This is a genomic window from Streptomyces sp. TLI_185, from assembly GCF_003814765.1.
Taxonomy (GTDB): Bacteria; Actinomycetota; Actinomycetes; order Streptomycetales; family Streptomycetaceae; genus Streptomyces.
This window is the reverse complement of record NZ_RKRB01000001.1, coordinates 797,346-824,231: the sequence shown is the minus strand read 5'-3', so window position 1 is coordinate 824,231 and position 26,886 is coordinate 797,346. Positions and strand designations below refer to the sequence as shown.

At 71.5% G+C, this 26,886-nt stretch carries 27 protein-coding genes; 16 read left to right on the top strand and 11 right to left on the bottom strand.

What is annotated here, in order from left to right; genetic code table 11:
• Positions 1-9: 9 nt before the first annotated feature.
• Positions 10-771 carry an SDR family NAD(P)-dependent oxidoreductase gene (locus tag EDD92_RS03755; protein WP_123962980.1) on the bottom strand — a complete coding sequence of 254 codons (762 nt, stop codon included), beginning with the start codon at positions 769-771 and terminating at the stop codon, positions 10-12.
• Between the two features lie 145 nt (positions 772-916).
• Here EDD92_RS03755 and EDD92_RS03750 point away from each other — a divergent pair, with 145 nt between their 5' ends.
• Positions 917-1,555 (top strand): TetR/AcrR family transcriptional regulator, encoded by a 639-nt coding sequence (locus EDD92_RS03750; RefSeq protein ID WP_123962979.1) that lies wholly within the window; start codon positions 917-919, stop codon positions 1,553-1,555.
• A 27-nt stretch (positions 1,556-1,582) separates the two neighbouring features.
• On the opposite strand, the gene EDD92_RS03745 is transcribed toward EDD92_RS03750, so the two are convergent.
• The 4 genes from EDD92_RS03745 to EDD92_RS03730 form a co-directional block, all read right to left on the bottom strand.
• On the bottom strand, positions 1,583-1,993 hold the full coding sequence (locus EDD92_RS03745; protein WP_123962978.1) for a PTS-dependent dihydroxyacetone kinase phosphotransferase subunit DhaM: 411 nt from the start codon (positions 1,991-1,993) through the stop codon (positions 1,583-1,585).
• A complete protein-coding gene (dhaL, locus tag EDD92_RS03740) occupies positions 1,986-2,588 on the bottom strand; it encodes a dihydroxyacetone kinase subunit DhaL (protein WP_123962977.1) in 603 nt (200 codons plus the stop codon). Before dhaL ends, EDD92_RS03745 begins: the two co-directional genes overlap by 8 nt.
• A gap of 46 nt (positions 2,589-2,634) precedes the next feature.
• A complete protein-coding gene (gene dhaK, locus EDD92_RS03735; protein WP_123962976.1) occupies positions 2,635-3,627 on the bottom strand; it encodes a dihydroxyacetone kinase subunit DhaK in 993 nt (330 codons plus the stop codon).
• Positions 3,628-3,942: 315 nt separating this feature from the next.
• Positions 3,943-4,512, bottom strand: a complete 570-nt coding sequence (locus tag EDD92_RS03730) for a hypothetical protein (protein ID WP_123962975.1) — start codon at positions 4,510-4,512, stop codon at positions 3,943-3,945.
• Between the two features lie 316 nt (positions 4,513-4,828).
• On the opposite strand from EDD92_RS03730, the gene EDD92_RS03725 reads away from it, so the two are divergent.
• Positions 4,829-5,830 carry an Acg family FMN-binding oxidoreductase gene (locus EDD92_RS03725; protein WP_123962974.1) on the top strand — a complete coding sequence of 334 codons (1,002 nt, stop codon included), beginning with the start codon at positions 4,829-4,831 and terminating at the stop codon, positions 5,828-5,830.
• Positions 5,831-5,859: 29 nt separating this feature from the next.
• Here the strand turns inward: EDD92_RS03725 and EDD92_RS03720 are convergent, their stop codons facing one another.
• Positions 5,860-7,221 carry a diacylglycerol kinase family protein gene (locus EDD92_RS03720; RefSeq protein WP_399181763.1) on the bottom strand — a complete coding sequence of 454 codons (1,362 nt, stop codon included), beginning with the start codon at positions 7,219-7,221 and terminating at the stop codon, positions 5,860-5,862.
• 99 nt (positions 7,222-7,320) lie between these two features.
• On the opposite strand from EDD92_RS03720, the gene EDD92_RS03715 reads away from it, so the two are divergent.
• Positions 7,321-8,733 (top strand): DUF2252 domain-containing protein, encoded by a 1,413-nt coding sequence (locus EDD92_RS03715; protein WP_123962972.1) that lies wholly within the window; start codon positions 7,321-7,323, stop codon positions 8,731-8,733.
• Here EDD92_RS03715 and EDD92_RS03710 read toward each other — a convergent pair.
• A complete protein-coding gene (locus EDD92_RS03710) occupies positions 8,723-10,036 on the bottom strand; it encodes a sodium:proton antiporter (RefSeq protein ID WP_123962971.1) in 1,314 nt (437 codons plus the stop codon). The genes EDD92_RS03715 and EDD92_RS03710 overlap by 11 nt on opposite strands.
• A gap of 40 nt (positions 10,037-10,076) precedes the next feature.
• Positions 10,077-12,428, bottom strand: a complete 2,352-nt coding sequence (locus EDD92_RS03705) for an arylsulfatase (RefSeq protein ID WP_123962970.1) — start codon at positions 12,426-12,428, stop codon at positions 10,077-10,079.
• Positions 12,429-12,587: 159 nt separating this feature from the next.
• On the opposite strand from EDD92_RS03705, the gene EDD92_RS03700 reads away from it, so the two are divergent.
• From EDD92_RS03700 to EDD92_RS03660, 9 genes are all read left to right on the top strand, one after another.
• Positions 12,588-13,019 (top strand): hypothetical protein, encoded by a 432-nt coding sequence (locus EDD92_RS03700; RefSeq protein ID WP_123962969.1) that lies wholly within the window; start codon positions 12,588-12,590, stop codon positions 13,017-13,019.
• A 61-nt stretch (positions 13,020-13,080) separates the two neighbouring features.
• On the top strand, positions 13,081-13,692 hold the full coding sequence (locus EDD92_RS03695) for an HdeD family acid-resistance protein (RefSeq protein WP_123962968.1): 612 nt from the start codon (positions 13,081-13,083) through the stop codon (positions 13,690-13,692).
• A gap of 141 nt (positions 13,693-13,833) precedes the next feature.
• Positions 13,834-15,093, top strand: coding sequence for a hypothetical protein (locus EDD92_RS03690; protein WP_123962967.1), 1,260 nt, complete (start codon positions 13,834-13,836; stop codon positions 15,091-15,093).
• A gap of 141 nt (positions 15,094-15,234) precedes the next feature.
• Positions 15,235-15,636: an SHOCT domain-containing protein gene (locus EDD92_RS03685; RefSeq protein ID WP_123962966.1), complete on the top strand. Its 402-nt coding sequence runs from the start codon at positions 15,235-15,237 to the stop codon at positions 15,634-15,636.
• Between the two features lie 69 nt (positions 15,637-15,705).
• Positions 15,706-16,323: a GAP family protein gene (locus tag EDD92_RS03680; RefSeq protein ID WP_123962965.1), complete on the top strand. Its 618-nt coding sequence runs from the start codon at positions 15,706-15,708 to the stop codon at positions 16,321-16,323.
• A 75-nt stretch (positions 16,324-16,398) separates the two neighbouring features.
• Complete coding sequence (locus EDD92_RS03675; protein WP_123962964.1) at positions 16,399-17,784, top strand: anaerobic sulfatase maturase; 1,386 nt, start codon at positions 16,399-16,401, stop codon at positions 17,782-17,784.
• Between the two features lie 136 nt (positions 17,785-17,920).
• The gene (locus EDD92_RS03670; RefSeq protein ID WP_123970255.1) at positions 17,921-18,298 is read left to right on the top strand and encodes an SHOCT domain-containing protein; all 378 of its coding nucleotides are present in this window, start codon (positions 17,921-17,923) and stop codon (positions 18,296-18,298) included.
• Positions 18,299-18,339: 41 nt separating this feature from the next.
• Complete coding sequence (locus EDD92_RS03665; RefSeq protein WP_123962963.1) at positions 18,340-18,789, top strand: DUF6325 family protein; 450 nt, start codon at positions 18,340-18,342, stop codon at positions 18,787-18,789.
• A gap of 49 nt (positions 18,790-18,838) precedes the next feature.
• Positions 18,839-19,135: an SHOCT domain-containing protein gene (locus EDD92_RS03660; protein ID WP_123962962.1), complete on the top strand. Its 297-nt coding sequence runs from the start codon at positions 18,839-18,841 to the stop codon at positions 19,133-19,135.
• An 89-nt stretch (positions 19,136-19,224) separates the two neighbouring features.
• Here the strand turns inward: EDD92_RS03660 and EDD92_RS03655 are convergent, their stop codons facing one another.
• From EDD92_RS03655 to EDD92_RS03645, 3 genes are all read right to left on the bottom strand, one after another.
• Positions 19,225-19,422 (bottom strand): hypothetical protein, encoded by a 198-nt coding sequence (locus EDD92_RS03655; protein ID WP_123962961.1) that lies wholly within the window; start codon positions 19,420-19,422, stop codon positions 19,225-19,227.
• A gap of 128 nt (positions 19,423-19,550) precedes the next feature.
• Entirely contained in the window at positions 19,551-22,205 is a 2,655-nt protein-coding gene (locus EDD92_RS03650) for a LuxR C-terminal-related transcriptional regulator (protein ID WP_260326301.1), read from the bottom strand.
• A 151-nt stretch (positions 22,206-22,356) separates the two neighbouring features.
• Positions 22,357-22,749, bottom strand: coding sequence for an STAS domain-containing protein (locus tag EDD92_RS03645; protein ID WP_260326300.1), 393 nt, complete (start codon positions 22,747-22,749; stop codon positions 22,357-22,359).
• A 253-nt stretch (positions 22,750-23,002) separates the two neighbouring features.
• On the opposite strand from EDD92_RS03645, the gene EDD92_RS03640 reads away from it, so the two are divergent.
• The 4 genes from EDD92_RS03640 to EDD92_RS03620 all read left to right on the top strand — a co-directional run bounded on the left by EDD92_RS03640 (position 23,003) and on the right by EDD92_RS03620 (position 26,671).
• Complete coding sequence (locus EDD92_RS03640; RefSeq protein ID WP_123962959.1) at positions 23,003-23,833, top strand: universal stress protein; 831 nt, start codon at positions 23,003-23,005, stop codon at positions 23,831-23,833.
• Positions 23,834-23,994: 161 nt separating this feature from the next.
• Positions 23,995-24,621, top strand: coding sequence for a DoxX family membrane protein (locus tag EDD92_RS03635; protein WP_123970253.1), 627 nt, complete (start codon positions 23,995-23,997; stop codon positions 24,619-24,621).
• An 819-nt stretch (positions 24,622-25,440) separates the two neighbouring features.
• Positions 25,441-26,115, top strand: a complete 675-nt coding sequence (locus EDD92_RS03625) for a pyridoxamine 5'-phosphate oxidase family protein (RefSeq protein ID WP_123962958.1) — start codon at positions 25,441-25,443, stop codon at positions 26,113-26,115.
• A gap of 115 nt (positions 26,116-26,230) precedes the next feature.
• Positions 26,231-26,671 (top strand): pyridoxamine 5'-phosphate oxidase family protein, encoded by a 441-nt coding sequence (locus EDD92_RS03620; protein ID WP_123962957.1) that lies wholly within the window; start codon positions 26,231-26,233, stop codon positions 26,669-26,671.
• Positions 26,672-26,886 lie beyond the last annotated feature (215 nt).

Genomic DNA, 26,886 nt, shown 5'->3' with positions numbered 1-26,886 from the left:
GGGGCGTCGTCAGACGGCCGCCCACCCGTTGTCGACCGGCAGGATCACACCGTTGACGTTGCTCGCCGCGTCCGAGGCGAGGAACACGATCGCGGCGGCCTGCTCCTCCGGCTGGGACACGCGTCCGACATTGCCCATGTACGGGCCGAGAGCCGCCGGGCCGTGGGCGCTCCCGTCGATGTCGGGGATCATTCCCGTGGCGGTGCCGCCCGGGGCGATGGCGTTGGTGCGGATGCCCTGGTTGCGGTACATCACCGCGAGGGACTTGGTCAGGCCCACCACTCCGTGCTTCGAGGCCGTGTACGCCGCGCCCGCCGCGCTGCCCCGGATGCCGGCCTCGGAGGCGGTGTTCACGATCGCGCCCCTGCCCGCCTGAAGCATGTGTGGCAGCACCGCTCGGGTGAGCAGGAAGGGAGCCGTGAGATTGACCCGTATGACCCGCTCCCACTCGGCGTCGCCGACGTCCGCGAGCGCCGACATCCGGTCCATGATCCCGGCGTTGTTCACCAGGACGTCCACGCCGCCGAAGCTCTCCACGGCCGTCCGGACCGCCTGGTCGACCACGGCCTGCTCACTCAGGTCGCCCACCACGGCGACCGCGGCGCCGCCCGCCTGCTCGATCTCCTTGACGACCGCGTCCGCGCCCTCGGCGTTGAGGTCTGCGACCACGACCCGCGCCCCCTGTGCCGCCAAGGCCAGAGCGGCGGCGCGCCCGATGCCCGAGCCCGCTCCGGTGACGATGACGCTGCGCCCGTCGAGTCCACTGGCCATGAGGTGCTCCTGTCCATGCGTACGAGGACCCGCGCAGATGCCCGCGAGCCCGGTGTGGGCACACCCTACGATTTAATGTCTGCGAGTGACATAAATGGGTGGGGGAGAATTCCGGGAGAGTGATCACCGGAGCCCGGAGGGACACATGACCGCAGCCCGCGGACGGACGGGACGACCGCCCCTGACCGAGGAGCGCAAGGCCGAGATCCGGCTGGAGATCGCCCGGGCCGCGGTGGACCTGTTCGTCACCCAGGGCGTCGCGGCGACCACCGGCGAGCAGATCGGGCAGGCCGTCGGCGTCTCCGCGCGCACCGTGTGGCGCTACTTCCCCAGCAAAGAGGCCTGCGTACGGCCGCTGTTCACGGCAGGCATCGACATGATCGCCGCCCGGCTGCGGGAATGGGCGAGCGGACAGCCCCTCGATGACATCTTCGCGCCGGAGTTGACCGCGGACCTGGGCGTCGTCGCCGGGCCCGACCGCGCGACCGTCGGTGCCCTGGTACGGCTGACCCGCACCGAGCCGGACCTGCGCGCCGTCTGGCTCCAGACCTACGACGAGGCGGAACCGGCGTTCGCCCGCGCCCTCGCCGAGCGCGCCGGGCTGCCTGCGGAGGACCTGAGGCCCACGATCCAGGCGGCGATGTTCAACGCGGCCCTGCGCGCGGCCGTCGAGCACTACGCGTGGCGCACCGCAGACGCGGAGACCGACCGCGTGACGGCGCAAGCCGAGCTGACGGCAACCATGCGCTCGGCCCTCGCCGTCGCTGCGGAGGGACTCGGGTGAGAGGTCTTCTCGGACCTTTCGGTGGCTTCAGACCTTCCGGTACGTGTACGCCTCCGCGGCGGCCGCCTCCACGGCCGCGAGGTCCGCGCCCGTGGCCGCCGTGACCACCGCGGCCACCGCCCCCTCCACGAACGGGGCGTCCACCAGCCGTGTCTGGTCGGGGAGTTCGTCGCCCTCGGCCAGCAGCGCCTTCACCGTGAGCACCGCACTGCCGAGGTCGGTGAGCACGGCAACCCCCGCGCCCCGGTCCACGGACGCGGCCGCGGCGGCGATCAGCTCCGCGCTCGTGCCGAGCTCGCCGCCCTCGGTGCCGCCCGCCGCGGCGACCGGCACCGAGACCCCGCCGCCCGCCAGCCCCTTCGCCAACTCGGCCACGGAGGAGGCCACTTCGGCGCTGTGCGACACCAGCACGATCCCGACCTGTTTCCCGTCACTCACCGTCGGCCTCCGCGAGGGCGGCGACGAGCAGCGCCGACGAGGTGGCGCCGGGATCCTGGTGCCCGATGCTGCGCTCTCCGAGATAGCTGGCCCTGCCCTTGCGAGCCTGCAACGGCGTGGTCGCGAGGGCGCCCTCTTCGGCGGCGGTGCGGGCCGCGGCGAACCCGCCGGCGTCGAGCGCGTCCACGGCCGGCACCAGCGCGTCGATCATGGTCTTGTCGCCGGGTGCGGCGCCGCCGAGCGTCATCACCGCCTCCACCCCGGCCCGCAGCGCCTCGGCGAACTGCGCCTCCGTGACCTCGCCGGCGTCCCCGAGCGCCTTGCCCGTACGGCGCAGCAGCGTGCCGTAGAGGGGCCCCGACGCACCGCCGACGGTCGAGATCAGCTGCCGCCCGGCCAGCGTCAGGACGGCACCGGGCGTGTCCGGCGCCTCCTTCTCCAGCGTCGCGGCCACGGCCCGGAACCCGCGCTGCAGATTGCTGCCGTGGTCGGCGTCCCCGATGGGCGAGTCGAGGGCGGTGAGCCGTTCCGCCTCGCGGTCCACGGACGCGGCGGTCGCCGTCATCCAACGGCGGAAGAAGTCGGCGTCGAGCACTGGATCTCCTTGCGTGGTAGGTACGTTGACACCTCGGCCCGCCGGTCTACATGCCCCAGCGCAGCCCGGGCGTCTTGACCGGCGCGTCCCACAGCCGCAGCAGCTCCTCGTCGATCTGGCACAGGGTGACCGAGGCACCGGCCATGTCGAGCGAGGTGACGTAGTTGCCCACCAGCGTCCGGGCGACCGCGACACCGCGCTCGGCGAGCACCCGCTGCACCTCGGCGTTGAACCCGTACAGCTCCAGCAGCGGAGTCGCACCCATGCCGTTGACCAGGACGAGGACCGGGTTGCGCGGGGGCATGTCCTCCAGGATCGCGTTCACCGCGTACTCGGCGATCTCACCCGAGGTCATCATCGCCCGCCGCTGCCGGCCGGGCTCGCCGTGGATGCCGATGCCCAACTCCAGCTCGCCGGAGGGCAGATCGAAGGTGGGGCTGCCCTTGGCGGGTGTGGTGCAGGCGCTGAGCGCGACGCCGAAACTGCGGGAGTTCTCGTTGACCTGCCGGCCGATCGCCTCCACCTGCTCCAGCGGCTGCCCCTCGTCCGCCGCCGCGCCCGCGATCTTCTCCACGAACAGCGTGCCGCCGACACCGCGCCGCCCGGCCGTGTAGAGGCTGTCGGTGACCGCCACGTCATCGTTGACCAGCACCTTGGCGACCTGGATGCCCTCGTCCTCGGCGAGCTCGGCCGCCATGTCGAAGTTCAGCACGTCGCCGGTGTAGTTCTTCACGATGAACAGCACGCCCGCCCCGCTGTCCACGGCCGCCGCGGCGCGCGCCATCTGATCGGGAACCGGGGAGGTGAACACCTCGCCCGGACAGGCCGCCGACAGCATGCCGGGACCCACGAATCCGCCGTGCAGCGGCTCGTGCCCCGAGCCGCCCCCGGAGATCAGGGCGACCTTTCCGGCGACCGGGGCGTCCCGCCGTACGATCACCCGGTTCTCCACGTCGACGGTCAGCTCGGGATGGGCGGCGGCCATGCCCCGCAGGGCGTCCGCGACCACGCTCTCCGGCACATTGATCAGCATCTTCATGGGTTCCTCCAGTTCCGCTCAGCGAACAGATCCGCAGCCACAGTCCGAAGTATCCGTTCTCGGGCGGCGCAGGTCACGTGTCCGGAGGATCGCGGCGCGGAGCGCACCGCTGCTTGGGCCGCGGATCGTTGTCTTTCGTCTGCGGCGCCGTTGTGGTCGGTCGCTCCCCCACTCCCGACTTCGCTCGAGCGGGGGACCCCCATCGCGGCGGAGCCGCTGATGTCACAGCCCCGCGCCCCTTTGGGGGCGCCGTCGAACCGCAGCAGACATCGCGCACCCTGCTCAGGCGTCCGTCGGCTCCGGTACGGTCGGTCGTCAGCCCGTCTTGTGCCCCCACCGCGGGCCGACCAGGTCCCACTCCCTGCCCCACTCGTCGATGCGCCGCCGGTCGAGCCACCAGCGTGCGGCGCCTCCGGCTCCGAACACGAGGCCGGTCACGGCGAGCGCCGACGCGGCTCCCAGGAGTCCCGCTTCCACTGCCGCATCGGTGCGGTTCGGCGGTCGGGTGGTGAGGTTCCCCTGCCTGTCGGTCCAGAGCACCGTCGTGGATCCGGCCCTGAGCCCGCCGTCCACCAGCGTCCTGCCGGTGCGGGCAGATCCGTCCCTTCCGGTCCAGCGGACCTGCGTGAACGCCCGGTAGCTCTTCGCCTCCGAGGGCGGGGTGTCCGTGAGGAGTACGGCCCTTACGGGGTTACGCTCGGCGCGCTGCTCCGTGAAGGCGTCGTCGGCGGCCCGGGCCGTCAGCACACCGGCGAGCGTTCCGCCCACGGCCACCAGCGTCCAGAGGGCCAGCACGAGCCAGGCCTCGAGAACGTCGTCGCGCCTGCGCAGCGGGTTGGCCCGCCACCTCCACAGCCACCTCTTGGTTCGCCTGCGGGTCCGCATCGGTCCGCACCTCCTCGTCGTCACTCCGAGCAAGGTGACAGCCGGGTGCGGGTCGTGGCATGGGCCGGGCAGAGGGAGTCATGGGGCCGACCGGGACCAAGTCTGCGACGGCCGTGGGCCCTTCAGCCCTGCGGCCGCCCGCCGGCCCGCAGCAGCCGTCCGTCCGTGCGCGGAGCGCTCCGTCCCCACGGCCGTCGTCATCGGTGGCCTGACCGGCCACCTGCCCGGGACCATCGGCCCCTCACCCGGAGGCCGCCGGGCGCCCACCCTCGAAGGACAACCACCTGTTCCGAAACCCGTGCGGGAGGAGGGCACCATGCCATCCGTGCCTCTCGACGCCGAGACCCTGGAAGCCTGCGTGGCGGCCGCCGTGGCCGCGCCCTCGTTCTTCAACACGCAGCCCTGGCGCTTCAGGCTGGACCCCGACACCGTCGCCTTCGAGGTGCGCGCGGACCCGCAGCGCGGCCTGCGGCATGCCGATCCGGCCGGCCGTGCCCTGCATCTGTCGGTGGGTGCCTCCGTCTTCAACCTCCGCATCGCGGTGTCCCACTTCGGCTGGACACCCGTCGTCCGGCTGCTGCCCCGCCCCGACGACCCCGGCCTGCTCGCCGTCGTCCGGCCCACCGGAGCCAGGGGCGGCCACGACACGGAACACCGCGGCGACCTCTACCCGGCGATCTGGCGCAGGCACAGCAGCCGCTTCCCGTTCTCCGCCAGGCCGCTGCCGCCGCAGGCACGCGCCGAACTCACCGAGGCCGCCCACGCGGAAGGCGCCTCACTGGTCTTCCCGGAGGCCGCCGAGACGGTCCGGCTGCTGCGGGTGACCGCGGAGGCCGAGCAGCGCAACCGCGCCGACGCCGACCGCGGCACAGAGAGCCGCCGCTGGGTGCACCGGGACCCGGACAGCCCGTTCGCCGCGGGCCTCCCGCAGACCGCACTCGGCCCGCAGGACGCCCGCGAACGCATCCCCATGCGGGACTTCACCGCCGCACGCCACCCCGGCCGCCTGCCCGCCCAGGACTTCGAGACCGCCCCGGCCCTCGCCTTGCTCAGGACCGAGCACGACCGTCGTACGGACTGGCTGCGGGCGGGAGAGGCACTCGAACACGTCCTGCTCGTGGCCACCGCCCTGGGGTTGCGTGCGTCGCTGCTGCACCAGCCGATGGAATGGCCCGACCTGCGCCGCTTCCTCAGCCCGGACCCTCACCACATCGGTCATGCTCAGATGCTGATCCGGCTCGGCTACGGCCCGGAGGGCCCCGCCACCCCGCGTCGCGTCCCCCGAGCGGTGCTGGATGCTCAGGTGCCGCACCGATAGCCGCGACGACCGGTTCCCGCCGGTCGCGGTCAGCGCGCCGCTGCCGTGGTACGGCGTGCGAAGGCGAGTCGGCCCAGGGCCCGCCAGTCCGTCGGCGGATTTGTCCGGGGCGGCCCCGGCCGGCCGCTGGGTACCCGTACGCGCAGCGAACCCGGCGCGATGCGGCAGGTGACGGGGGCGGGCAGGACGAGGGCTTCGCCGTCTACGCCGACCGGTATCTCGGCAGCATCGGCGTCCACGACCACGTCGGTCGCGGTCAGCGCGGTGAGCCCGCGGGCATGCGGGCCGCGCAGCAGGTCGACCGCCTGGGCCGCGTTGTCGACGTTGACACCGAGGACGCCGAGCGCGCCGGAATCCAGTTGCGTGCGGCGACCGAGGCCGGCCGCATCCCCCACCTGGTAGGGGTTGTTGCTGACCAGCACCGCCTGCGGGGCGTCCAAGAGCACGTGGCCGGCGCGCACGGTCAGCCGCGGGCCGGACCGGTGGGTCAGCAGCTCCGGGAGCCGCTGCAGGATCGTGCCCACCTTGTCGTCACGGTAGGCGTCGCTCTGCACGACCTGCGCATACACACCGAAGGACGCGTTGTTGACGAAGACCCGGTCGGAGACGAAGCCGAGGTCGATGCGGAGTTCGAATCCGTCGGTGAGGGCGTCGAGGCACCTCGAGGGGTCGGCACGGTCCAGGCCGAGATCCAGCGCGAAGTGGTTGCGGGTGCCCGCCGGGATCACCATGAACGGCACGTCGTGCTCTGCGGCGACCCCTGCGACCAGCGCCTGGGTGCCGTCCCCTCCGGCGACGCCCAGCAGGTCCGCGCCCTCGGCCACGGCTCGGCGGGCCAGTGCGGCGACGTCCTGCGGGTGAGCGGGGTCGAGTACGGCCACCTCGGCACCGAGTGCTCGGGCCCTCTCCACGAGGTGGAAGCTGCCGACCTTTCCGCCGCCCGAGCGAGGGTTCATGATCAGGAACGGCGCCTTCGGGGGCGGAGTTCGCTGCTGTGGCGGCCCCGCGGGACCCACCTCCGCGCCGAGGGCCACCCGTCCCGTCATCCTTGCCACGGCCGCCAGCGCCAGGGCCGACAGGGCGGCCCACAGCAGGTGCAGTGCGGCGTAGTACACCAGCACGGCGAGCGGCACCACCGAGGCCAGGGCGGAGGAAAGCGCCCGGAGCAGACCGTGATGGGTGAGCGCCCACCACGCGGCGGCCGCCGTGGCGGCGAGTCCCGCCAGACCGACGAGCAGCAGGGCCACGCTCCTGACCCCGGCAGCCGCCAGCAGCACCACGATCGCCGCGGTCGCGACCAGCAGCGCCAGACGAGCCGTCCACCTCTGCACCGTCCCGGGGCGGCGGTCGCCCGGGCCGGCCGTCCGAGCGGGGGTCTCGGCACTGCGCACAGGGGCATCACAGCGCCCCGCCCTGGCCGGCACATCACCTGCCCGGGGTGATCCCACGCAGCCGGCGAACCGCGACGATGCCAGAAAGGAGGGACGGTCATGGTCACGATGAACGAGAGTCCTTCGTCCTCGTCCGAGCGCGCGGCGCTGGGCAAGGAAACGCGGGCCTTGCTGCCGCGCTCCGCCCATGCCGTTTTCGAGCCGGACGCCAAGCGGCCCGATCCCGTCGACATCCTCGAGCGGCAGTCCGCCGCCCGGGTCCCGGAACTGGTCCCGGTCCGTTACGGCCGGATGCTCGAATCGCCGTTCCGCTTCTACCGCGGCGCGGCGGCGATCATGGCGTCCGATCTGGGCGCGTCCCCGCACACCGGGCTCATGGCCCAACTGTGCGGTGACGCCCATCTGCTGAACTTCCGGCTGCTCGCCTCCCCCGAGCGGCATCTGGTCTTCGACATCAACGACTTCGACGAGACCCTGCCGGGCCCCTTCGAGTGGGACGTCAAACGGCTCGCCGCGAGCCTGGTGATCGCCGGTCGCGCCAACTCGTTCCCGGCCGCGGACTGCGCCACGGTCGTGCGCGACAGTGTCCGGGCCTACCGCGAGCGGATGCGGGAGTTCGCGGGGATGCGCACCCTCGACATCTGGTACGCCCGCGACGACGCCGCCCAGGTCGAGGCGATCCTGTCCGAGCGGCTGAGCCGCAGCGAGCGCCGGCGGGTCGACACCGCATCGGCCAAGGCCCGTACCCGGACGAGTCGGCAGGCCGCCGGGAAGCTGACCCGGCTGGTCGACGGCCGGCCCCGGATCATCTCCGACCCCCCGCTCATCACACCGCTCGACGAGCTGCTGCCCGGCACCGAGGGCGACGAGCTGCAACAGACGCTGCGCGCCCTGGTGGCGGACTACGCGCGCACCCTGTCGTCGGAGAGGCAGCACCTCCTGGGTCGGTTCCACGTGGTCGACATGGCGCGCAAGGTGGTCGGCGTCGGCAGCGTCGGCACCCGCTGCTGGATCATTCTGCTACTGGGCCGGGACGACGAGGATCCGCTGCTGCTGCAGGCCAAGGAGGCAGGCAACTCGGTCCTCGCCCCCTACAGCGGCGCGAGCGTGTACGACAACCAGGGCGAGCGGGTGGTGGCCGGGCAGCGGCTGATGCAGGCCGCCAGCGACATCTTCCTCGGATGGAAGCACATGACGGGGATCGACGGCCGCGAACGCGACTTCTATGTACGGCAGTTGCGGGACTGGAAGGGCATCGCCCGGCCGGAGACCATGGATCCTGCGACCCTGGCGCTCTTCGGCCGGCTGTGCGGCGCCTCACTGGCGCGTGCGCATGCCCGTTCCGGCGATCCGATCGCCATCGGCGCCTATCTCGGTCGCGGCGACACCTTCGACCGGGCGCTGGCTCGCTTCGCGCAGGCCTACGCCGATCAGAACGAGCGCGATCACCGGGCGCTGGCCGATGCCGTGGCCGCCGGACAGGTGAGGGCGAGGACCGACCTCACCGCGTAGCACCGGGCCCAGCGGACAGCGCCGGCCTCTCCGGCGCCGCGGCGCCCTCCCGCAGCTCACGCCCGGCAGCGGCGCCCGCGCGCCGGAACCAGGCGCCGTACCGCTCGGCGAGCGCCACGGCCGACACGCCGTGCAGCAGGACGCTGAGCGCCACGGTTGCGGCGACCACCCGGCCGATCTCCTGCGTCCCCGGCACATGCTCCTCCACCACCAGCAAGGCCAGTACGACGGAGGCCAGACCGCGCGGCCCGAACCATCCGATGTAGGCGACCGTCGGCGGCCGCAGCCCGCTGCCGAGCAAGGAGACGGCCACGGGCAGCATTCTCACCACGGTCAGGCTGAGCACGGCGTAGAGCACGATCTTCCAGGTCAGGTGCTGCAGCGTAGGTCCCAGCAGCACCGCCCCGAAGAGCATCAGGCTGACCGACGCCAGCAGACCCGCCAGGTTCTCCGCGAACTCGGACGTGTCCTCCCCGCTCTCCGGCTCGGTGCCGGTGGCGAAGGGGAAGCGCCGAAGGGCGTATCCGAAGGCGAACCCGGCGACCCAGGCGGCGATGAAGCCGCTGCCGTCGGTGATCACAGCCAGTTCGTACGAGCCCGCGGCGACGGCGAGGACAAGGACCTGCCGCCACTCAGGAGCGACCCAGCCGCGGGCCCGGGCCGCCTGCAGCAGCCGCCCGCCGCAGCCGCCGACCAGCAGGCCCAGCGCGCTGCTGAGGAGCAGGGACCGCCAGAAGGTGCCCGCCACGCCCTCGTGCGCGTAGGACGTGCCGGGGATGGCCGCGAGGAAGACGACGAAGAACGGCAGCACCATCCCGTCGTTGAGGCCGCTCTCCACATTGAGGCCCGCGCGGACCAGTGCCGGCACCCGGGGATCGGACATGGCGCTCTTGCCCACAGCGGCGTCGGTGGGGGCGAGGATCACGCCCACCAGGGCCAGCTCCCATGCGGTCAGCCCCGGCAGCAGTGGCCAGGCCAGCAGCCAGCCCGCGGCGATGCTCAGCAGGAGGCCGATGCCCAGCAGCCGGCCGGGCAGGAAGCCGCCCGTGGCCAGGTCGCGTCGCCGTACGGTCATGGCGTCGGTGAACAGTACCAAGGTCAGGGCGGCTTCCAGCAGGGCCGTGAGGGGCGCGGAGTCATGTTCGATGCCGACGATGTCGAGGACGGCGGGACCGATGAGGATGCCGCATCCGGTGAACACGATCGCCGAGGTGACGGGTGTGGTCGACAGCCGACGCGAACCGAGGGCGTAGGCGGCGGTGACGCCCGCCACCGCCACCACGGTCCAGGCGCCACTGCTCATCGTGCCGTCCTTCTTCCGGCCGTCGTTGCATTCCCGCCCGCTAGTCGCGCATGAACGCGCCGCTGGCCTGCTTCTCCAGGTCGGCGAAGGGCTGACCGCTGACGTCGACCAGCACACGGCGGATGGTGCCGCCCAGGAAGTGGAAGGGCGGGTCGTATTCGGCGGAGACGGCCTGGCCGCTGTCGCGGCCCACGCACAGCCCCTCGCCGTCGCAGGCGAACATGCCGGGCTGGGTCCTGATCCGGATCGCCCTCACCTCACGGTCGTCGACGTGCAGAGTCAGGGTTCCCACCGTGAGGCCGTTGTCCTTGCGGTCGTCGGCGCGGAAGGCAGCGGACAGAATGTGGTCGCCCACCGGCACCCGGCCGGGCGAGACGACCTTCTGCTCCATCCGGCCCAGCCAGTTGTAGACGTAGTGCAGCCGTCCGTCGAGGAGATACAGGCTGTGCCCGCCGAACCGGCCGCCCTGCGCGAACAGCACACCGCGGGCTTCCGGGGTGTCGAGGCGGACATCGGCGGCGAGGGTGTAGGACCGGCCGCGGATGTTGACCGCCACCGACTCGGGCACGTCGGCGCAGTCGGGGTAGTACACGTACTGGTCGCGGGGCTCGGAGAGCTGAGGCCGTGGCGTGCTGAAGATCTCGATCGCCGTACGGTCGTCGAGCGGCAGCCCGTTGTGGCGCTCGGCCTCCTGCGCCCACAGCCGCTTCAGTTCCTCCACCTTCTGCGGGTGCTCGGCCGCCAGATCGCGGGCCTCGGAGCGGTCCTCCCGCAGGTGGTACAGCTCCCATGTGTCGTCGTCGAAGCTGCTCCAGCCGGACGGCGCCGGCGGATGCAGCGCCGAGGCGTGCCAGCCGTCGTGCCAGATGCCGCGGGTGCCCAGCATGACGTAGAACTGCGTGTCCCGGGGGTCGGGTGCCCCGGGGTTCTCCAGGACGCCGCGCAGACTCGCGCCCTGCAGCGGGGTCTGCCGGTAGCCCTTGACCGTCTCGGGCGGATCGACACCGAGCAGGTCGTACAGGGTCGGCACGATGTCGATGGCATGCGTGTACTGGTGCCGTATCCCGCCCGCGGCCCGGATCCCGGCCGGCCAGGAAAGGAACATGGGATCCGCGACGCCGCCCTCGTAGGAGGCCCACCGCTTCCAGTACTTGAAGGGTGTGTCGAAGGCCCAGGCCCACCCGGTCGGGTAGTGGTTGTAGGTCCTGGGGCTGCCCAGGTCGTCGAGGTGGCGCAGGTTGTCCGCCATGTCGTCGGGCACGCCGTTGAAGAAGTTGTTCTCGTTCAGGGAGCCGTTCGGGCCGCCCTCACCGCTCGCCCCGTTGTCGGACACCACCACCGTGATGGTGTTGTCGAGCTGTCCCGACTCCGTCAAGTAGTCGAGGACACGGCCGAGTTGGGCGTCGGTGTAGGAGACGAACCCGGCGAAGACCTCCGCCATGCGGGCGAACAGGCCCTTCTCGTCGTCGTCCAGGGTCTGCCAGGGGCGGACGAACTCGCCGGCCGGCCAGGGCGTCCCGGCGGGGCCGAGCGCGTACGGCTCGCCATGCGGATTGACCGGGGTGAGTTCGGTGCCCTCGGGCATGATCCCCAGCTCGATCTCACGCCGCAGGGTCAGCTCGCGGTAGACCTCGTAGCCGTCGTCGAACACGCCCCGGTACTTGTCGGCCCACTCGCGCGGCACGTGGTGCGGGGCGTGTCCGGCGCCGGGGCACAGGTAGGTGAACCACGGTTTGTCCGGCGCGATGACCTTGGCGTCGCGGATGAACTCGATCGTCCGGTCGGCCAGGTCCTTCGACAGGTGGTAGCCCTGGTCCGGGGTCTGCTTCACCTCGTACGGGTGGTTGTCGTAGACCAGATCCGGGTAGTACTGGTCGCTCTCGCCGCCGAGGAAGCCGTAGAACCTCTCGAAGCCGCGGGAGAGCGGCCAGTGGCGCTTGGTGGAGGCCATGTTCGCCTCCTCCGAGGGGCACAGGTGCCACTTGCCGACGCAGTAGGTGTTCCAGCCGCGCTCGACCAGCACCTCGGCGATGCCGGCGTTCTCCATCGGGATGCGGCCGTTGCTGTTGGGGTAGCCGTTGGTGATCTCGGTGACGCAGGCCATGCTGTTGCTGGTGGCGTTGCGGCCGGTCATCAGGCAGGACCGGGTCGGGGAGCACAGGGCGGTGGTGTGGAAGTTCGTGAAGCGCACCCCCGCGTCGGCGATGCGGCGCATTGCCGGGGCCCTGACCAGGCCGCCGAAGAAGTCGAACGTGCCGAAGCCGATGTCGTCCCAGACGATGTAGAGGACGTTGGGTGCCCCGTTTGGTGCCTGCGGCTCCCGGTACGGCTCCCAGTCGGGCACCGAGTCGCGGATGTCCTGCGCGATCCTGCCCCGGAACTCAGCAGCCATCTCAGCCTCCTCGGGCTGGTGGGAGTGCACTCCCAGCACAGCAGGGAGGAGACCGGCGCGACCTCACCCTCTCCGGGTGATCACGGCGTGGCGCGCCGGGTGCAGGCTCGGGGGTGAACGGCTGCGAGCAGCAGCCCCCGTGAGGAATGGAGGCCGGCCATGGCCAGCACCGTTACTCCTCCCCGGCACTCGCCCACTGCGATGGCCGCCGCTTCCGGCCTGACCGTGTTCGCCGCGGTGATGCTGTTCATCACCGGCTTCCTCGACATCTTCCGCGGCATCATGGCGGTCGCCGAGGACGATGTCTTCGTCAACACCCCCAACTACGTCTTCAAGTTCGACCTGACCAGCTGGGGCTGGATCCACATCGCCCTCGGGGCGGTCGCGGTGATCGTGAGCCTCGGCCTGTTCACGGCGGCCACCTGGGCCAGGGTCGGTGGTGTGGCCATAGCGGCGCTGCTGATCGTGGCCAACTTCCTGTCCGTCCCCTACTACCCGGTCTGGTCGCTGACGCTGATCGCGATGTTCTCGTTCATCATCTGGGCGCTGTGCGTGGTGCGGCGCGACGACGTCACCGATCAGCGGATGTGAGGCGCTCTCACCCGGCGCGGGTGATCACAGGGCCCCTACGTTCGACGTCGGAGGCGACACCATGACCTCGACACCCACGCCCGCACCGGCCGACGCCCAGGACATCCTGGCGGACATCGGGGATGCATGGCTGTGGGCGCTCGGCTGGGCCCTGGCGACCTTGGTCCCGGGCGTCGTCGTGCTCGTGTGGCCACAGGAGACGCTGCATGTGCTGGCCGTCGTGATCGGTCTGCACTTCCTGCTCGGGGGCGTCTTCTCGTTCGTGTCCGCCTTCTCGCGTTCGTACCGGGACAGCGGCAGCCGGCTGATGCGCATCCTCCTGGCCTTCGGTTCCGTGCTGGTCGGGGTGGTGTGCCTGCGCCATCCGCTGCAGACCATCGCCGCGCTGTCCCTCGTCGTGGGGGTGTTCTGGCTGCTGTCGGGGCTGGTGACCGTGTACATCGCGGTCGCGGACCGCGGCCGGGCACACCGCGGCCTCACGTTCGGCGTCGGAACCCTCGGTGTCGTCGCCGGCATCGTAGTGCTCGGCTACCCGGCCGAGTCGGCCGTGGCTCTCGCCCGGCTGCTCGGACTCTGGCTGGTGCTGCTCGGTGTCGCAGAGGTCGCCGTGGCGTTGGCATTGCGCTCGGCCGGCCGACGCGCCCGTCACGCCGCGGACACGGCAGCGACGTGATCGGCACCGACGTACTGGTCCCGAGACAAGCCATCAGCGCGGATCCTCACTCGTACGGACCTGCCCGGTGTGCGCTGTGCCGGATGCACGGCGGCAATGGAGAGGAGGCAGAAGAACGCCGCCGCAGAAGCTGGAGTTCGCATGAGCCCCGCACCCGGGAGGACCGTCCGCGCGACGGCCTCCGCCGTATTGATCGTGCTGACCTGCATCCTCGTCCCCGTCGCGCTGCTCACGGTGTGGGTGCACGACATCGCGCTCGACACCGACCGGTACGTGTCCACGGTCTCCCCGCTGGCCACCGACCCGGCGATCCAGGATGCGGCCGTCAAGCGGATCTCCAAGGCGGCGGACGTACGTGTCGACGGTAACCAGGCCGCCGCGGAGCTCGCCGGCTGGCTGCACTCCCAGGGTCTGCCGCCACGGGCCACCGCCGCGGTACGAGGGCTGGGACCGCAGATCGATTCCGCCACCGACAGCGCGGTCACGAAGGTCGTCACCAGGGTGGTGCACAGCGACGCCTTCGCCACGGTGTGGACGAACGCCAACCGACGCGCCCACAACGCGGTGGTGCACGCGCTCACCGGGGAGGGGCGCGGCGCCTTGGGCGTCAGTGACGGCACGGTCACACTCGACGTCGGAACCGTCGTCGACCAGGTGAAACAGCAGCTGGTCGACGCTGGTCTGTCCCCGGCCGAGAAGATCCCCGACGTCAACAAGCAACTGGTGCTGATCAAGTCCGACCAGCTCTCCAAGATCCGCAAGGGTGCCCATGCCCTGGACGTGGCCGGCAACTGGTTCCCCGTCCTCGTCGTCCTGATCGGCGCCGCCGGGGTGTTCCTGGCCCGCCGCAGGCGGCGCGCCCTGGCCCGTACCGCCCTGGGCGCGGCCTTCGCCTGCCTGGTGGTGGCCATCGTCCTGGTCGTCGCACGCCGCTACTACCTGGACCACCTCCCGCCCCAGGTGCAGTCGGAGGCGGCCGCGGCAGCCGTCTTCGACACCCTGCTGCACTTCCTGAAGGTCAGCCTGCGCACGGCGATCGTGCTGGGGATCGTGATCGCGCTCGGCGCCTACCTGATCGGTCCCGGACGGCTGCCGGTGGCCATCCGCAGTACCTCCGAACGCACCGCGGACTCCGCCGCCACCTGGGCATACGCGCATCAGGTCCGCACCGGAAAGATCGGCGTCTGGGCGCAGACCTACCGCCGGTGGATCGCGCTGGCCGCCCTGCTGATCGTGGCTCTGGTCTTCGCGCTGTGGAACCACCCCACCGCGCTCACCATCGTGCTGCTCTGCCTCGTCCTGCTCGTCGTCCTGGCGCTCCTGGCGCTCCTCGCAGCGGGCGGCCGCGCCACGCTGAACGGGGAGCAGACACCCCCACCGCAGCCGCATGACGCCTCTTGAGACTTCGCCGTCCCGGGCCCAGGTCCGTGGCCCACCCGCACGGGGTGATGCCGTAGGGGTGAGGCCCGGCGCACCGTATGAGGCGCAGGCCCTCACCGGTCGCGCAGCCGTCGTCGCGGCCACCGGCGTGCGGAGGCAACCATGGACTACCCCCTGCTCAACGTGTTCCTGACCATGCTCTGGTTCTTCCTGTGGATCATGTGGTTCATGCTGCTGTTCCGCGTGGTGGGGGACATCTTCCGGGACGACGCGCTCAGCGGCTGGGGCAAGGCCGGCTGGACCCTGCTGGTCTGCGCACTGCCGTACCTCGGCGTCCTCGTCTATCTGATCGCCCGCGGGCGCGGGATGGGCGAGCGCGAGATGCGCCGGGTGCAGGCCCAGGAACAGGCGTTCCGCACATATGTTCAGCAGGCCGCCGCCACAACCCCGACGGCCGGGGCCACCAAGGCGGACGAACTCGGCAGGCTGGCCGCCCTGCACGACCAGGGCGCCATCACCGACGCCGAGTACGAGCGGGCCAAGACCAAGGTGCTGGCCGTCTGACCAGTTGACGCGCGGCGGCGCGGACACGGTGCGGGTGCCGCGCCGCCGCCGAGGCGAGCGGGGTGCTCCGTGGACGGAATCAACGTACTGCCCCTGGCCGTGACGATGATGGTCGGACCGCAGATCATGTCGGCGATCATCTTCGTCACGGCGCCGCGAGCCGTCCGGGTGTCGGCCGGCTTCCTCGCCGGTGTCGCGCTCGCGACGACGATCGGCACGGCGATCACCTTCTCCATCGCCTCGGTGTTCAACCTGGGTGATCCCGGCGACTCGGGGTCGAGCGGCAGCATCGTCCAGTACGTGCTGGTCGGCCTGTTGGCCCTCGCCGCGATCAAGAACTGGGTGCGGCGGGAAACCGTCGAGCCGCCCAAGTGGCTGGGCACACTCATGTCGGCGGGGCCCAAGACGGCCTTCAAGACCGGGCTGTTCGTCATCTTCCTGATGCCGTCGGACATCGTCGTCATGCTGACGGTGGGAGTGAACCTGGCGCAGGCCAATGCGAATTTCGCCGAAGCGCTGCCCTTCATCGCGACGACCGTGCTCGTCGCGGCCCTTCCGCTGCTGTTCTTCTTGCTGTTCCACCACAGGGCGGTCGCGGCGATGCCACGGGTGCGGGACTGGATGGACACCCACAGCTGGCTGGTCAACATCGTAGTCTGCGTGATCTTCATCATCCTGATTCTCTGACCACGGCGTTCTCCGGCGGGGGGTCACCCACCACGGGTGACCCCCCGGCCGGATCGCGCCGCCACGCTGGGAGCCATGAGCACCGTATGGCTGCCCGCCCCCACTGTCCGGCGCCCCGACCCGGTGGCCCCTCGCAGCCCCTTCCATCTCTTGGCCAAGCCCACCGGAGCGATCTGCAACCTGGACTGCACGTACTGCTTCTTCCTCTCCAAGGAACTGCTGTACGAGGGCAGCAGGTTCCGGATGGCCGACGAACTGCTGCAGGAGTACATCCGCCAGCTGATCGAGGCGCACGGCCCGGCACCGGAGGTCACGGTGGCCTGGCAGGGCGGCGAACCCACCCTCATGGGACTCGATTTCTTCCGCCGCTCCCTGGAGTACGAACGCCTCCACGCCCGCGCGGGGCAACGCATCGTCAACACCGTCCAGACCAACGGCACGTTGATCGACGCCGAATGGGCGCGATTCTTCCGCGACAACGACTTCCTCGTCGGGCTGTCCATCGACGGGCCGCGCGCGATGCACGACGCCTACCGCGTCGACAAGGGCGGCAAGCCGACCTTTGACCGGGTCATGCGCGGGCTGGGCCACTTGCGTGCGGCAGGCGTGGACTGGAACGCGCTCACCACGCTGCACGACGCCAACGCCGGTCACGGCCGCGAGGTCTACGCCTTCCTGCGTGACGAATGCGGCGCACGGCACCTTCAGTTCATCCCGATCGTGGAGCGCACCATCGCACAGCACCTGCCGGCAGCGGACGCGGGCTGGGGCGCCCGGGCCAAGGACCGGCCGCTGTACCGGCAGGAGGGCGACCAGGTCACCCGGCGCTCGATCACCGGGGAGCAGTACGGCCGCTTCCTCGTCGACGTCTTCGAGGACTGGGTGCGGAGCGACGTCGGCACCGTCTACGTCCAGATGTTCGACGTGGCCCTGGCCAACTGGTACGGCGCGCCACCGTCGTTGTGCGTGCACTCCGAGACCTGCGGCCGCGCCCTCGCCCTGGAACACAACGGGGACGTCTACTCCTGCGACCACTTCGTCGAACCGCGCCACCTGCTGGGCAACATCGGGCAGCGGCACCTGCTGGAGCTGGTGGACTCGCCGGAGCAGCAGGAGTTCGGGCAGCACAAGCGGGACGGCCTGCCGCGCTTCTGCCGCGAGTGCGACGTACGGTTCGCCTGTCACGGCGGCTGCCCCAAGGACCGCTTCGACGTGACGCCGGACGGGGAGCCGGGCCTCAACCACCTGTGCCCCGGCTTCAAGGAGTTCTTCCACCACGTCGACCTGCCGATGCGCACCATGGCCGCGCTCCTGCGCCAGAACCTGCCGCCCGCCCTGATCATGCGGCAGTACGCGGCCGCCGACGCCCGGCGGCCCCACAACGCCCCCTGCCCCTGCGGAGGCGGGCGCAAGTGGGCGCGCTGCCACGGGCGCCGGCCGCACCCCACCCGCACCGGGTGATGTGTCCGCAGGTCGGCGGGCGCAGCGTGGAGCAGGTAAGGCCCTGGCACCGCCGCGGCAGCACGGCGGCCGATACGTGGAGGCAACCGTGGACTACCCCCTGGCAAGCGTGGACTACCCCCTCCTGAACGCGTTCATGACCATGCTCTGGTTCTTCCTGTGGATCATGTGGTTCGTCCTGCTCTTCCGGGTCATCGGGGACATCTTCCGCGACGACCGCATGAGCGGGTGGGGCAAGGCCGGCTGGACACTCTCCGTCTGCGTGCTGCCGTACCTCGGCGTCTTCGTCTACCTGATCGCCCGCGGGCGCGGCATGGGCGAACGCGACCGGCGCCAGATGCAGCGGCAGGAGCAGGCCTTCCGCTCCTACGTCCAGGAAGCCGCCGCCGAGACCCCCGCGGCCGGGCGGACCAGTACGGACGAACTGGCCAGGCTCGCCGGGCTGCACGACCACGGCGACATCACCGACACCGAGTACGCGCAGGCCAAGGCGAAGATCCTCGCCTCGCACTGACCGCGCACGGCATACAGCCCGAGGAAGAACGGAGCCCCGGCATGAGCATTCTCGGACCGATCGACCTGATCATTCTTTCGTTCCCGGCCGGTCAGCCTCCCGACTCCTTCCTGGCGGCAGTGCAGGAAATCGAACGCCGTAATGACGTCCGCATCCTCGATGCGCTGGTGGTGACGAAGGACCCCGACGGGCGCATCGGAAGGACCGAGTTGTCGGACATCGCGAACCTGGGTGACGTGGCCGCCGACATCGCCGCGCGCCGCACGCTCGGGATGGTCGGCCTCGACGACGTCAACGAGATCGCCATGGTGATGGACCCCGACACCAGCGTCCTCGCCCTGCTGGTGGAGAACGTATGGGCCCGCGAGGCCGCCGAAGAGGTCCGTCGTCACAACGGCCGTCTGCTGGCCACGGTGCGTATCCCCCATGAGCAGATCGCCGAGGTGGAGGCCGAACTGAGCGGCACGGCCACGCCGCAGACACTGACGTGACGGATCCCTGCAGACCGCAGCACAACCGCGGAACAGAAAGGACAGGACGATGCCTCTCGGACGACGCCGCCCCTTGCTGCGCGGCGCTCTGGTCGGCGGCACCGCATACGCCGCCGGACGCCGGGCCACGCAGGCCCAGCAGCACGAAGTGGACCAGCAGGCCGCCATCGACCAGCTCCAGGCTCAGCAGGCCTCCGCCGCACCTGCCGCGCCCGCTGCCGCCCCCCAGCCGTCCGCGGGCAGCGCCCTGCTCGACGAGCTCACGCGGCTCGGCGAACTGCGCGACCAAGGAGTGCTGACGGATGCGGAGTTCGCCGCAGCCAAGGCGCGGCTGCTGGGCACGTGACAGCCGACAGGGCCGGCCCCGCTCCAAGTCCTCGTCCCGGAGGATCAGGAGCGGGGCCGGCCCAGCCGTGCGTACGGCGTTCCTGCTTCTCACGCCGGGAGCCGGCGCATCTCCACCACGTGCAGACCGAGCGACTGGAACCGCGCCAACAGGCCGTACAGATGGGCCTCGTCGGTGACCTCGCCGGACAGCACGGTCTGGCGAGGTGCGAGGCTGGTGTCCAACTCGGGGAACGCCGCAGACAGCGTCTCCGACATCTGCCCCTCGACGCGGATCTCATAGCGCATGAGCAGGCTTCTCTCGACGTCGTCCGGTCCTTCGTGTCTCTGTGCCCCCATGCTGCGGCGGCGAGGGACGGGGGACATCACCCCGGACAGGTGAACGGGCCGCATTCGTCCGTCCGTGCTGCTCAGGGTCACAGCAGACCCAGTTCCCGGGCCCGGCGGACCGCCTCGCCCCGCCGGCTCACGGCCAGCTTGCTGTGGATGCTCTTCAGGTGCGTCTTGACCGTGTTGACCGACAGATGTAGATCGTCAGCGATCTCGTCGGTGGACATCAGCTGCGCCACCCGCCCGAGCACCTCCCTTTCCCGCTCACTGAGGGGCTCCCGGGAAGGGTTCAGGGATCCCTGCTTCGGACGCGGGGCAGGGGGGTGCCCCTCCGGCGGGATGGCCAGCCAGTCATGTCCCTGGGTGAGCGCGGGCCGGCGGCTCAGCAGCCGCCCGAGCCAAGGCCCGGCTTCCAGGAAGGGCCGCCGCAGTTGATGCGGCCGGGAGACCGCCAGGGCCCGTACAACCAGGCTCTCCGCGGCGGCGGCATCCCCCAGTGCGTCCACGGCCTGCGCCCGGGCCAGCAGAGCCCAGGCCGTGACGGCCGGTCCGCGGCGGGGGTCGTCGGAGAGTGCGTCGAGGATGTCCAGCGCCCGCTCGCCCGCACCGGCAGCCAGGTGCGCCCGGGCCTCGGCCACCAGGCCCTCCGGGGTGTGCGGCGGCTGGTCCTCGAAGACCTGCACCGCGGCCCGCGGGTCGTCCTCGGCCAGTCGAACGGCGGCCCGGGCCATCGCGATCCGGTCGTTCACCCAGGGGGAAGGGTCCGCAGAGGCCAACGGCTTCTCCGTCATCGCGTCGAGGTCTTGGAGCGCCCCCTGGGGATCCCCCTTCGCAAGCCGCATCCTGGAACGCAGCAGCGCCAGTTCGACGGCCGCGATGGGATCGCGGGACGCGGCGGACGAGGCGACGGCCTGCTCGAGGTGGCCGCGCGCTGCCACGAGGTCGCCCCGGTCGATGGCGACGGCGGCCAGTACGAGCTCGGCCACCCCCGTGCGCACGGCCGCCGGCAGGCCGGCGTGCTCAGCCTCGGAGATCGCCGCCCTGGCGTGCGACTCGGCGTGGCCGGGCCAGCCGTGCAGATAGTCGATCAGTGCCAGTCGGCCGAGGGCTTCATGCCGGGGGAAGGCCGTCGACGGCACCTCGGCGGCCTGGACGGCGGCGGACAGCGTCGAACGAGCGGCGTCGAAGCGGCCGGCCCACAGCTGGGCCGATCCGAGGTCGGTGAGCATGAGAGCCGTCAGCTCCGGGCGCTGCTCCAGCCGGTCGGCAGGCAGCGCACGCGCGGCTTCTCCTGCCGCCGCGGCCGCCGTCTCGGCCTTGTCCGCCGAGCCCGCCACCCGGGCGGCGAGCACCCGCAACACGGCACAGCTGAATTGCGCGGCCGCGGCCTCGCGCGGGTCGTCGGGCAGCTTCTCCTCCGCATCATGCAGGTAGGCGACACCTCGCTCCACGTCGTGGCGGGTCAGTTCGCGCGCCGCGCGCACCAGATCGGTGGCGAGCCCGGAGGCCTCCGGGTCCATCGGGGCGAAGAGACCGTCCAGACGCTCGGCCTCCAGGCCGGTGAGCATCCGGCCGATCGCCAGATCGTCGATGAACTCGGCGGCGGCCAGATCCCAGTCGCCCGCGTCCGCCGCATGCGGCAGGGCCTCGCTCAGCAAGCCCGCCCCGCTCAGCCAATGGGCGGCTACCCGGTGCAACTCCGGCTCCAGGCCGGGGTGGCGGACACGCAGATGGGCCCGCAGGATCTCGGCGAACAGCGGGTGCAGCCGGTACCAGGAGTGCCCGATGGGCTCGACGAATGCGTTTGCGCGCTGCAGCTCCGCCAGAATGGGTTCTGCGTCGTTCCGTCCGGTGAGGGCATTGGCCAGATCCGGATGGGTTTCCTCGACGATGCTGGTGCGCAGCAGCAGGTCCTGGGTCTCGGCCGGGCGGGTGCGGAGCACTTCGGCCAGGAGGAAGTCCGCGAGGGTGCTCTGACCGGCCTCGAAGTCCTTCAGGAAGCCTTCCGGGTCATCGGTGTGCTCGGCCGCCAAGGCGCACAGCCGCAGTCCGGCCGCCCAGCCGCCCGTGCGCTCGGTCAGCGCACGCGCCCCCTTCGCCGACAGCGGCAGCCCGTGGCGATCGATCAGAGTCGCCGTCTCCTCAGAACGGAACGCCAGGTCGGCGCTGCGGATGTCGACGAGTTCGCCGGCGGCCCGATAGCGGTGCAGGGGCAGCAGCGGCTCCGCACGGCAGATGATCACCAGGCGCAGGCCCTCGCCCGCGTGGCGGAGCACGAACTGCAGCTCATCGGCGACCTCGGCGGACCCGGGCGCCCCGTCGAAGTCGTCCAGGACGAGGATCACCGGCACGTCCCGCCCGTCCAGCCAGGCCGCGAGGCGGGTCAGCAGCGAGTGGTCCACCTTGCCGGCGCGGGCCGGGCTGCCGATCCGGTCGGGCAGGGCGATCCCATGGTGCCGGAAGGCCTGCAGCACATAGGTCCAGAAGACGCCGGGATCGCTGTCCTCGGGCTCCACCATCAGCCAGGCGGCGGGCCCCGGCAGGCCCCCTGCCGTGACCCAGTCCGCGACCAGCAGGGTCTTGCCCGCTCCGGCAGGCCCGTCGACCAGGGTCAGCGGCCCTTGGACTCCTGCATTCAGCTGCTCTGTGAGCCGGGGCCTGCGCACGAACGTCTTCGGGACCACCGGCACGCCGAACCGTGCGGCAAGCACCGGGTCGCCGTTGGGGGTCAGCGCCCCCACGGTGGGGCCCGGGCGACCGCCTTCAACGGAGTGTGATGTGGGACCCATCACGTGCCTCAGTGGTAGCGGAGCGGCAAAACACCCGCCCTCCGATCCTCGTCCCGGGCGGGAGCCGCTGCAAGCGAGGACTCCGCCACACAGGCCGATGGGGTCAGCCCGCCACAGCGCAGGCGGTCCCCTGTTCGGGAGCATCGAAGAGGTCCGTGTGCAGATCGGGGAGGATTTCGAAGACGCCCCCCAGCAGGGCGAGCCGCAGGATCCGTGGCACGCGATCGCTGTCGGCCACCAGCCGCAGCCTGCCCTGCCGGGCCAGGATCCGGTTCCGCGCCCGGCACAGCAGGCGCAGGCCGCTGCCGTCGATGAAGGTCACGGGGCGCAGGTCGAGTACCAGGTCGGGGCACGGCCCGGCGGTCAGGGTGTCGAGACGTGCCGAAAGCGGCGTCGCCGTGAGGATGTCGATCTCCCCGCGCACCTCCATCACGGTCGTGTCGCCGATGAGGCGTTCCGAGTGGCAGGGCGTGGGTCCGGCGTGGGTTTCGGACATGGCCCGAGCAAAGCGGGAGGGCCGGCCCGGCGCTAGGGCCGGTCGGCCCTCGGCGGACGTCCGGCGGGGACCTGGCGGCCCCGTGCGAGCGCGGACGCCGGGGCCAGGGCCGCTCGCCGGCAGGCGTGGGACCGATGGCCCCACTTCCTGCCCGACCGACCGCCGGAGCATGACAGGAGGGCCCTGCCATGCCCACCCGTCCGGCTGGGGCCCCAGGCAAGCACAGAACGGGAGCACAGAAGGGAACAGCGACATGACTGCCCAGTACGTCGTCGTCGGAGTCGACGGCACACTGACCGCCGTACGGGCGCTGGACTGGGCGGCGCAGGAGGCCGTACGCCGCCGCGCCGCCCTGCGCATCGTCCATGCCGTCCGCGACCGTGACGAGGCCGGACCGATCCTCGCGTCGGCCGCCGCACGCGTCCGCGCACACCATCCCGCCCTGCAGGTCGAGACCGCTTCGTCTGTGGGCGGCTCGGCGGAGGCCCTGATACGGGAGAGCGACGGCGCGGCCCTCACCGTCGTGGGCAACCGCGGGCTGGGCGGAATCACCGGACTGCTCTTCGGGTCGGTGAGCCTGCGCCTGGCCGCACACATCCGCAGCCCGCTGCTGGTCGTACGCGGTGACCACCGGTGCGACGACGGCCGCGAGGTGCTGCTGGGCCTGGCGAGCGACGCCGATGCGGACGCGGCGGCCTACGCCTTCGAGGAGGCGGAGCGGCGCGGCGCCCGGCTGCGCGTCCTGCATTCCTGGTCACACCGGCACGTCTCTCCCGAAATGCCGTCGCCGGTGGCCGCAACCAGCCCCGGACAACGGGAACTTGCCCAACGCGGCGCCACGGAGGAGGCAGTGCCCCGCTTCACCCTCGCCGAGTTGCGGGAGCAACACCCCGAGGTCGGCGTCGAGGCGCACACCGTCCCCGCCGGGCCGGCGCACACGCTGCTGGAAGCCACCCGCGAAGCCGGTGTCGTCGTCATCGGCGTCCACCGCCACGCAGACCGGCCCGGCCCGCACCTCGGCCCCGTCGTGCACACCCTGCTGCATCGGTCGCACTGTCCGGTGGCCCTTGTGCCCACCGGATGACCGAGACCGCAGCGGGCAGCTGAACAGGCCTTCACAGCAGGGACGTTCGGCCCTGCACCACGGGCCGCGCAGCCCCTGCGGCGTCGGCTGCCGGAGCGGGACATTCAAGGCGCAACGAGAGTCCTCAACCCGCGCGTCACCCCCAGAGAGAGATGAGCACCATGGCAATCCACGACCAACCGCACCGGCATGTGCGGTTCCACCTCCCGTCCGTGCGCAGGCCGGCGACGGCTCAGCGGCCCGTCGACGAGACCGGCGCTGTCGCACTCACGGCGACCAGCGCACAGGTCCTCGCCGGGCTTCGCCTGCTGACCGGGTTCGTCTTCCTGTGGGCCTTCCTCGACAAGACGTTCGGCTTCGGCTACGCCACCCCGTCCGGCAAGGGCTGGATCGACGGCGGCTCACCGACCAGGGGATTCCTCGGCTCCGTCGCCACCGGACCGATGAAATCCACCTTCCACGACTGGGCCGGCGCCGGCTGGGCGGACTGGCTGTTCATGCTCGGCCTGCTCGGCATCGGCCTCGCCCTGATCGCGGGCATCGGCCTACGGCTCGCGGCCGTGGCCGGCACCGCGATGATGGTGCTGATGTGGATCGCGGAATGGCCGCCCGCCAAGCACCTGTCCGACGGGTCGCCGAGCATGTCGACCAACCCGTTCGCCGACTACCACGTCATCTACGCCGTCGTCATCATCGCCCTCGCGGCAGCCGGCGCCGGCGCCACCTGGGGCCTGGGCAAGGTCTGGGCGCGACTGCCCTTCGTCAGCCGGAACCGCTGGCTGCTGTGACCGCAGCGTCCCCGACGGGGGGCACCGCCGCAACGATGCGGTGGTGCCCCCCTCTCGCGTATACCCCCGCGCGTACCCGGGCGGGGACCAATGAACCCTCACTGCGCCCCATCTCCCGTACGAGAGTGGGGGCCTGAGCAATCACATCGTGATTCTCGGCAGCGGCACCGCCGGCACCCTGACGGCGAACCGGCTGCGCCGGACCTACGACGAAGCCGAGTGCCGGATCACGGTCGTCTACGAGGGCGACGACCACGTCTGCCAGCCTGGCTGCTGTTCGTCCCCTTCGGGTTGGCTCAACCGCACGCACTGGTGCGGTCCCGGCCGCGCCGGCTGCACCACGGGATCGACCACCGGTGCGCGCGGATCGACCAGGTGGATCTGGACGCGCGGACCGTGCACTTCGCCGTCGCCGGCTTGCCGGCGTACGACGTCCTCTTCGTGGCCACCGGAGCCAGGCTCACGCCGGAGGAGACCGGGGGGTTCCCCGGCCCGGCAGGGGCAAGAAGGTCTTCACCTTCTACGACCTGCCCGGCGCGGTCGGCCTGCATCACGCGCCGGAGCGCTTCGACTGCGGCCGTGTTGTGATCGACTTGGCGAACCTGCCGCTCAAGTGCCCCGAGTCGACGAGTTCTACGAGCACCCGGCCGGCGGCCAGATCATCCACACCTGACCGGGGCGGCTCATAAGCGGTCCCGTCCGGCCTGGCAGTGAGGGCCGACCGGCCCAAGCCCGCCCCACCAGATCCGGACATGCTGGATCTAAAGGTCAATCCGGGTGCCGCGTGCGGCCCGGCCGGGCGAGAGGGAGTGAGGGGCCATGGCGGACAAGGCACCGTCTCGGACGGCCGAGGAACATGCGCTGGGCGATCTCGGACGTCGTCTCGTCGCACGGCGCGCGGAACTCGGACTGAGCCGGAGGGAGACGGCCACCCGCGCCGGCATGGCGCCGGGCTACCTCCAGTACCTCGAGGAGCACCCCGGCGCCGCACCGGGCCGGGGCGTCCTGCTCCGGCTGGCCGAGGTCCTGGAGACCACAGTGCGGTACCTCGCCGGTGGCGACACCGAACCGCCGAGCGGCCTGGGGCAGGCCTCCCGTAGTCCCGACTTCACGTCGCTGAGCGTCCCGGAGTGCAGGGCTCTGCTCTCCACGCACGGAGTGGGCCGGATCGCAGTGCCCACGGTCTCGGGGCCCGTCGTCGTGCCCGTGAACTACAGCGTCGTCGAGGGTGCGATCGTCTTCCGCACCGAACCCGGCAGCACTCCGTCGCAGGCGTCCGGCTGTCAGGTCGCCTTCGAGGTCGACCGCATCGACGACGCGTTCAGCAGGGGCTGGAGCGTGCTGGTGCGGGGTCATGCCCGGGCCGTGACGGACCCCGACGAGGTGCGCCGACTCGCCGAGGGCGCCCGCAGCGAGCCCTGGGCCGGCGGCCACCGCGACCAGTGGGTGCGCATCGATCCCCTCGCCCTCACCGGGCGACGCATCACGGTGTGAGGCGGGACGTTCTGCGGCCGGGCCGGGACCGATGGACCCTCACCCGCCGCCCCGACCCGACGGACGATGGACCGGACGCTCCAGCGTCGCATCCAGGTGAGAGACGGGCTGGCTCATGTATCCGAACGACGGTTTCCGCGAACTCGAACGGCAGGAGTGCCTGCGTCTCCTGGCGCAGGTGCCCGTCGGCCGCATCGTCCACACCCGGCAGGCCCTGCCCGCGGTACTGCCCGTCAACTTCTCCCTCGACAGTGACGGCGCGGTGCTGCTGTGCACCTCGGCGGCCTCCGAACTGGCCCGTGCCGTCGACGGCACGGTGGTCGCCTTCGAGGTCGACGAGGTCGATGCGGTGACGCACTCCGGCTGGAGCGTCGTCGTCACCGGGGCGGCCACGGTGGTGCGCGACCCCGACGAGCACGAGCGCCTGACCCGGACCGGCCCCCGCTCCTGGGCACCCTCACCCGAGGAGGTCTTCGTCCGCATCGAGCCCGAACTGATCACCGGCCGCGAACTCGTGGGCGGACGCAGCCTGTACGGGGTCCGTCTGTCGCCCTGAGCGCCGCCGCGCCCGATGCCGGCGAGGCACGAACCCGACAGGGCCGTCCGCCTCATCCGCACCCCGCGGACCAGGACCCCCGGGCCCGGCGACGAGGACTCTTGGCCCACGTTCCCACGACGCACCGCAGCAGATAGTGACAGCCGGCCACCGGCACGCGTCGTGCGGTCGGAGGGACTGCGGCCCCGAGATGATCATCGGGGCCGCACCACTGC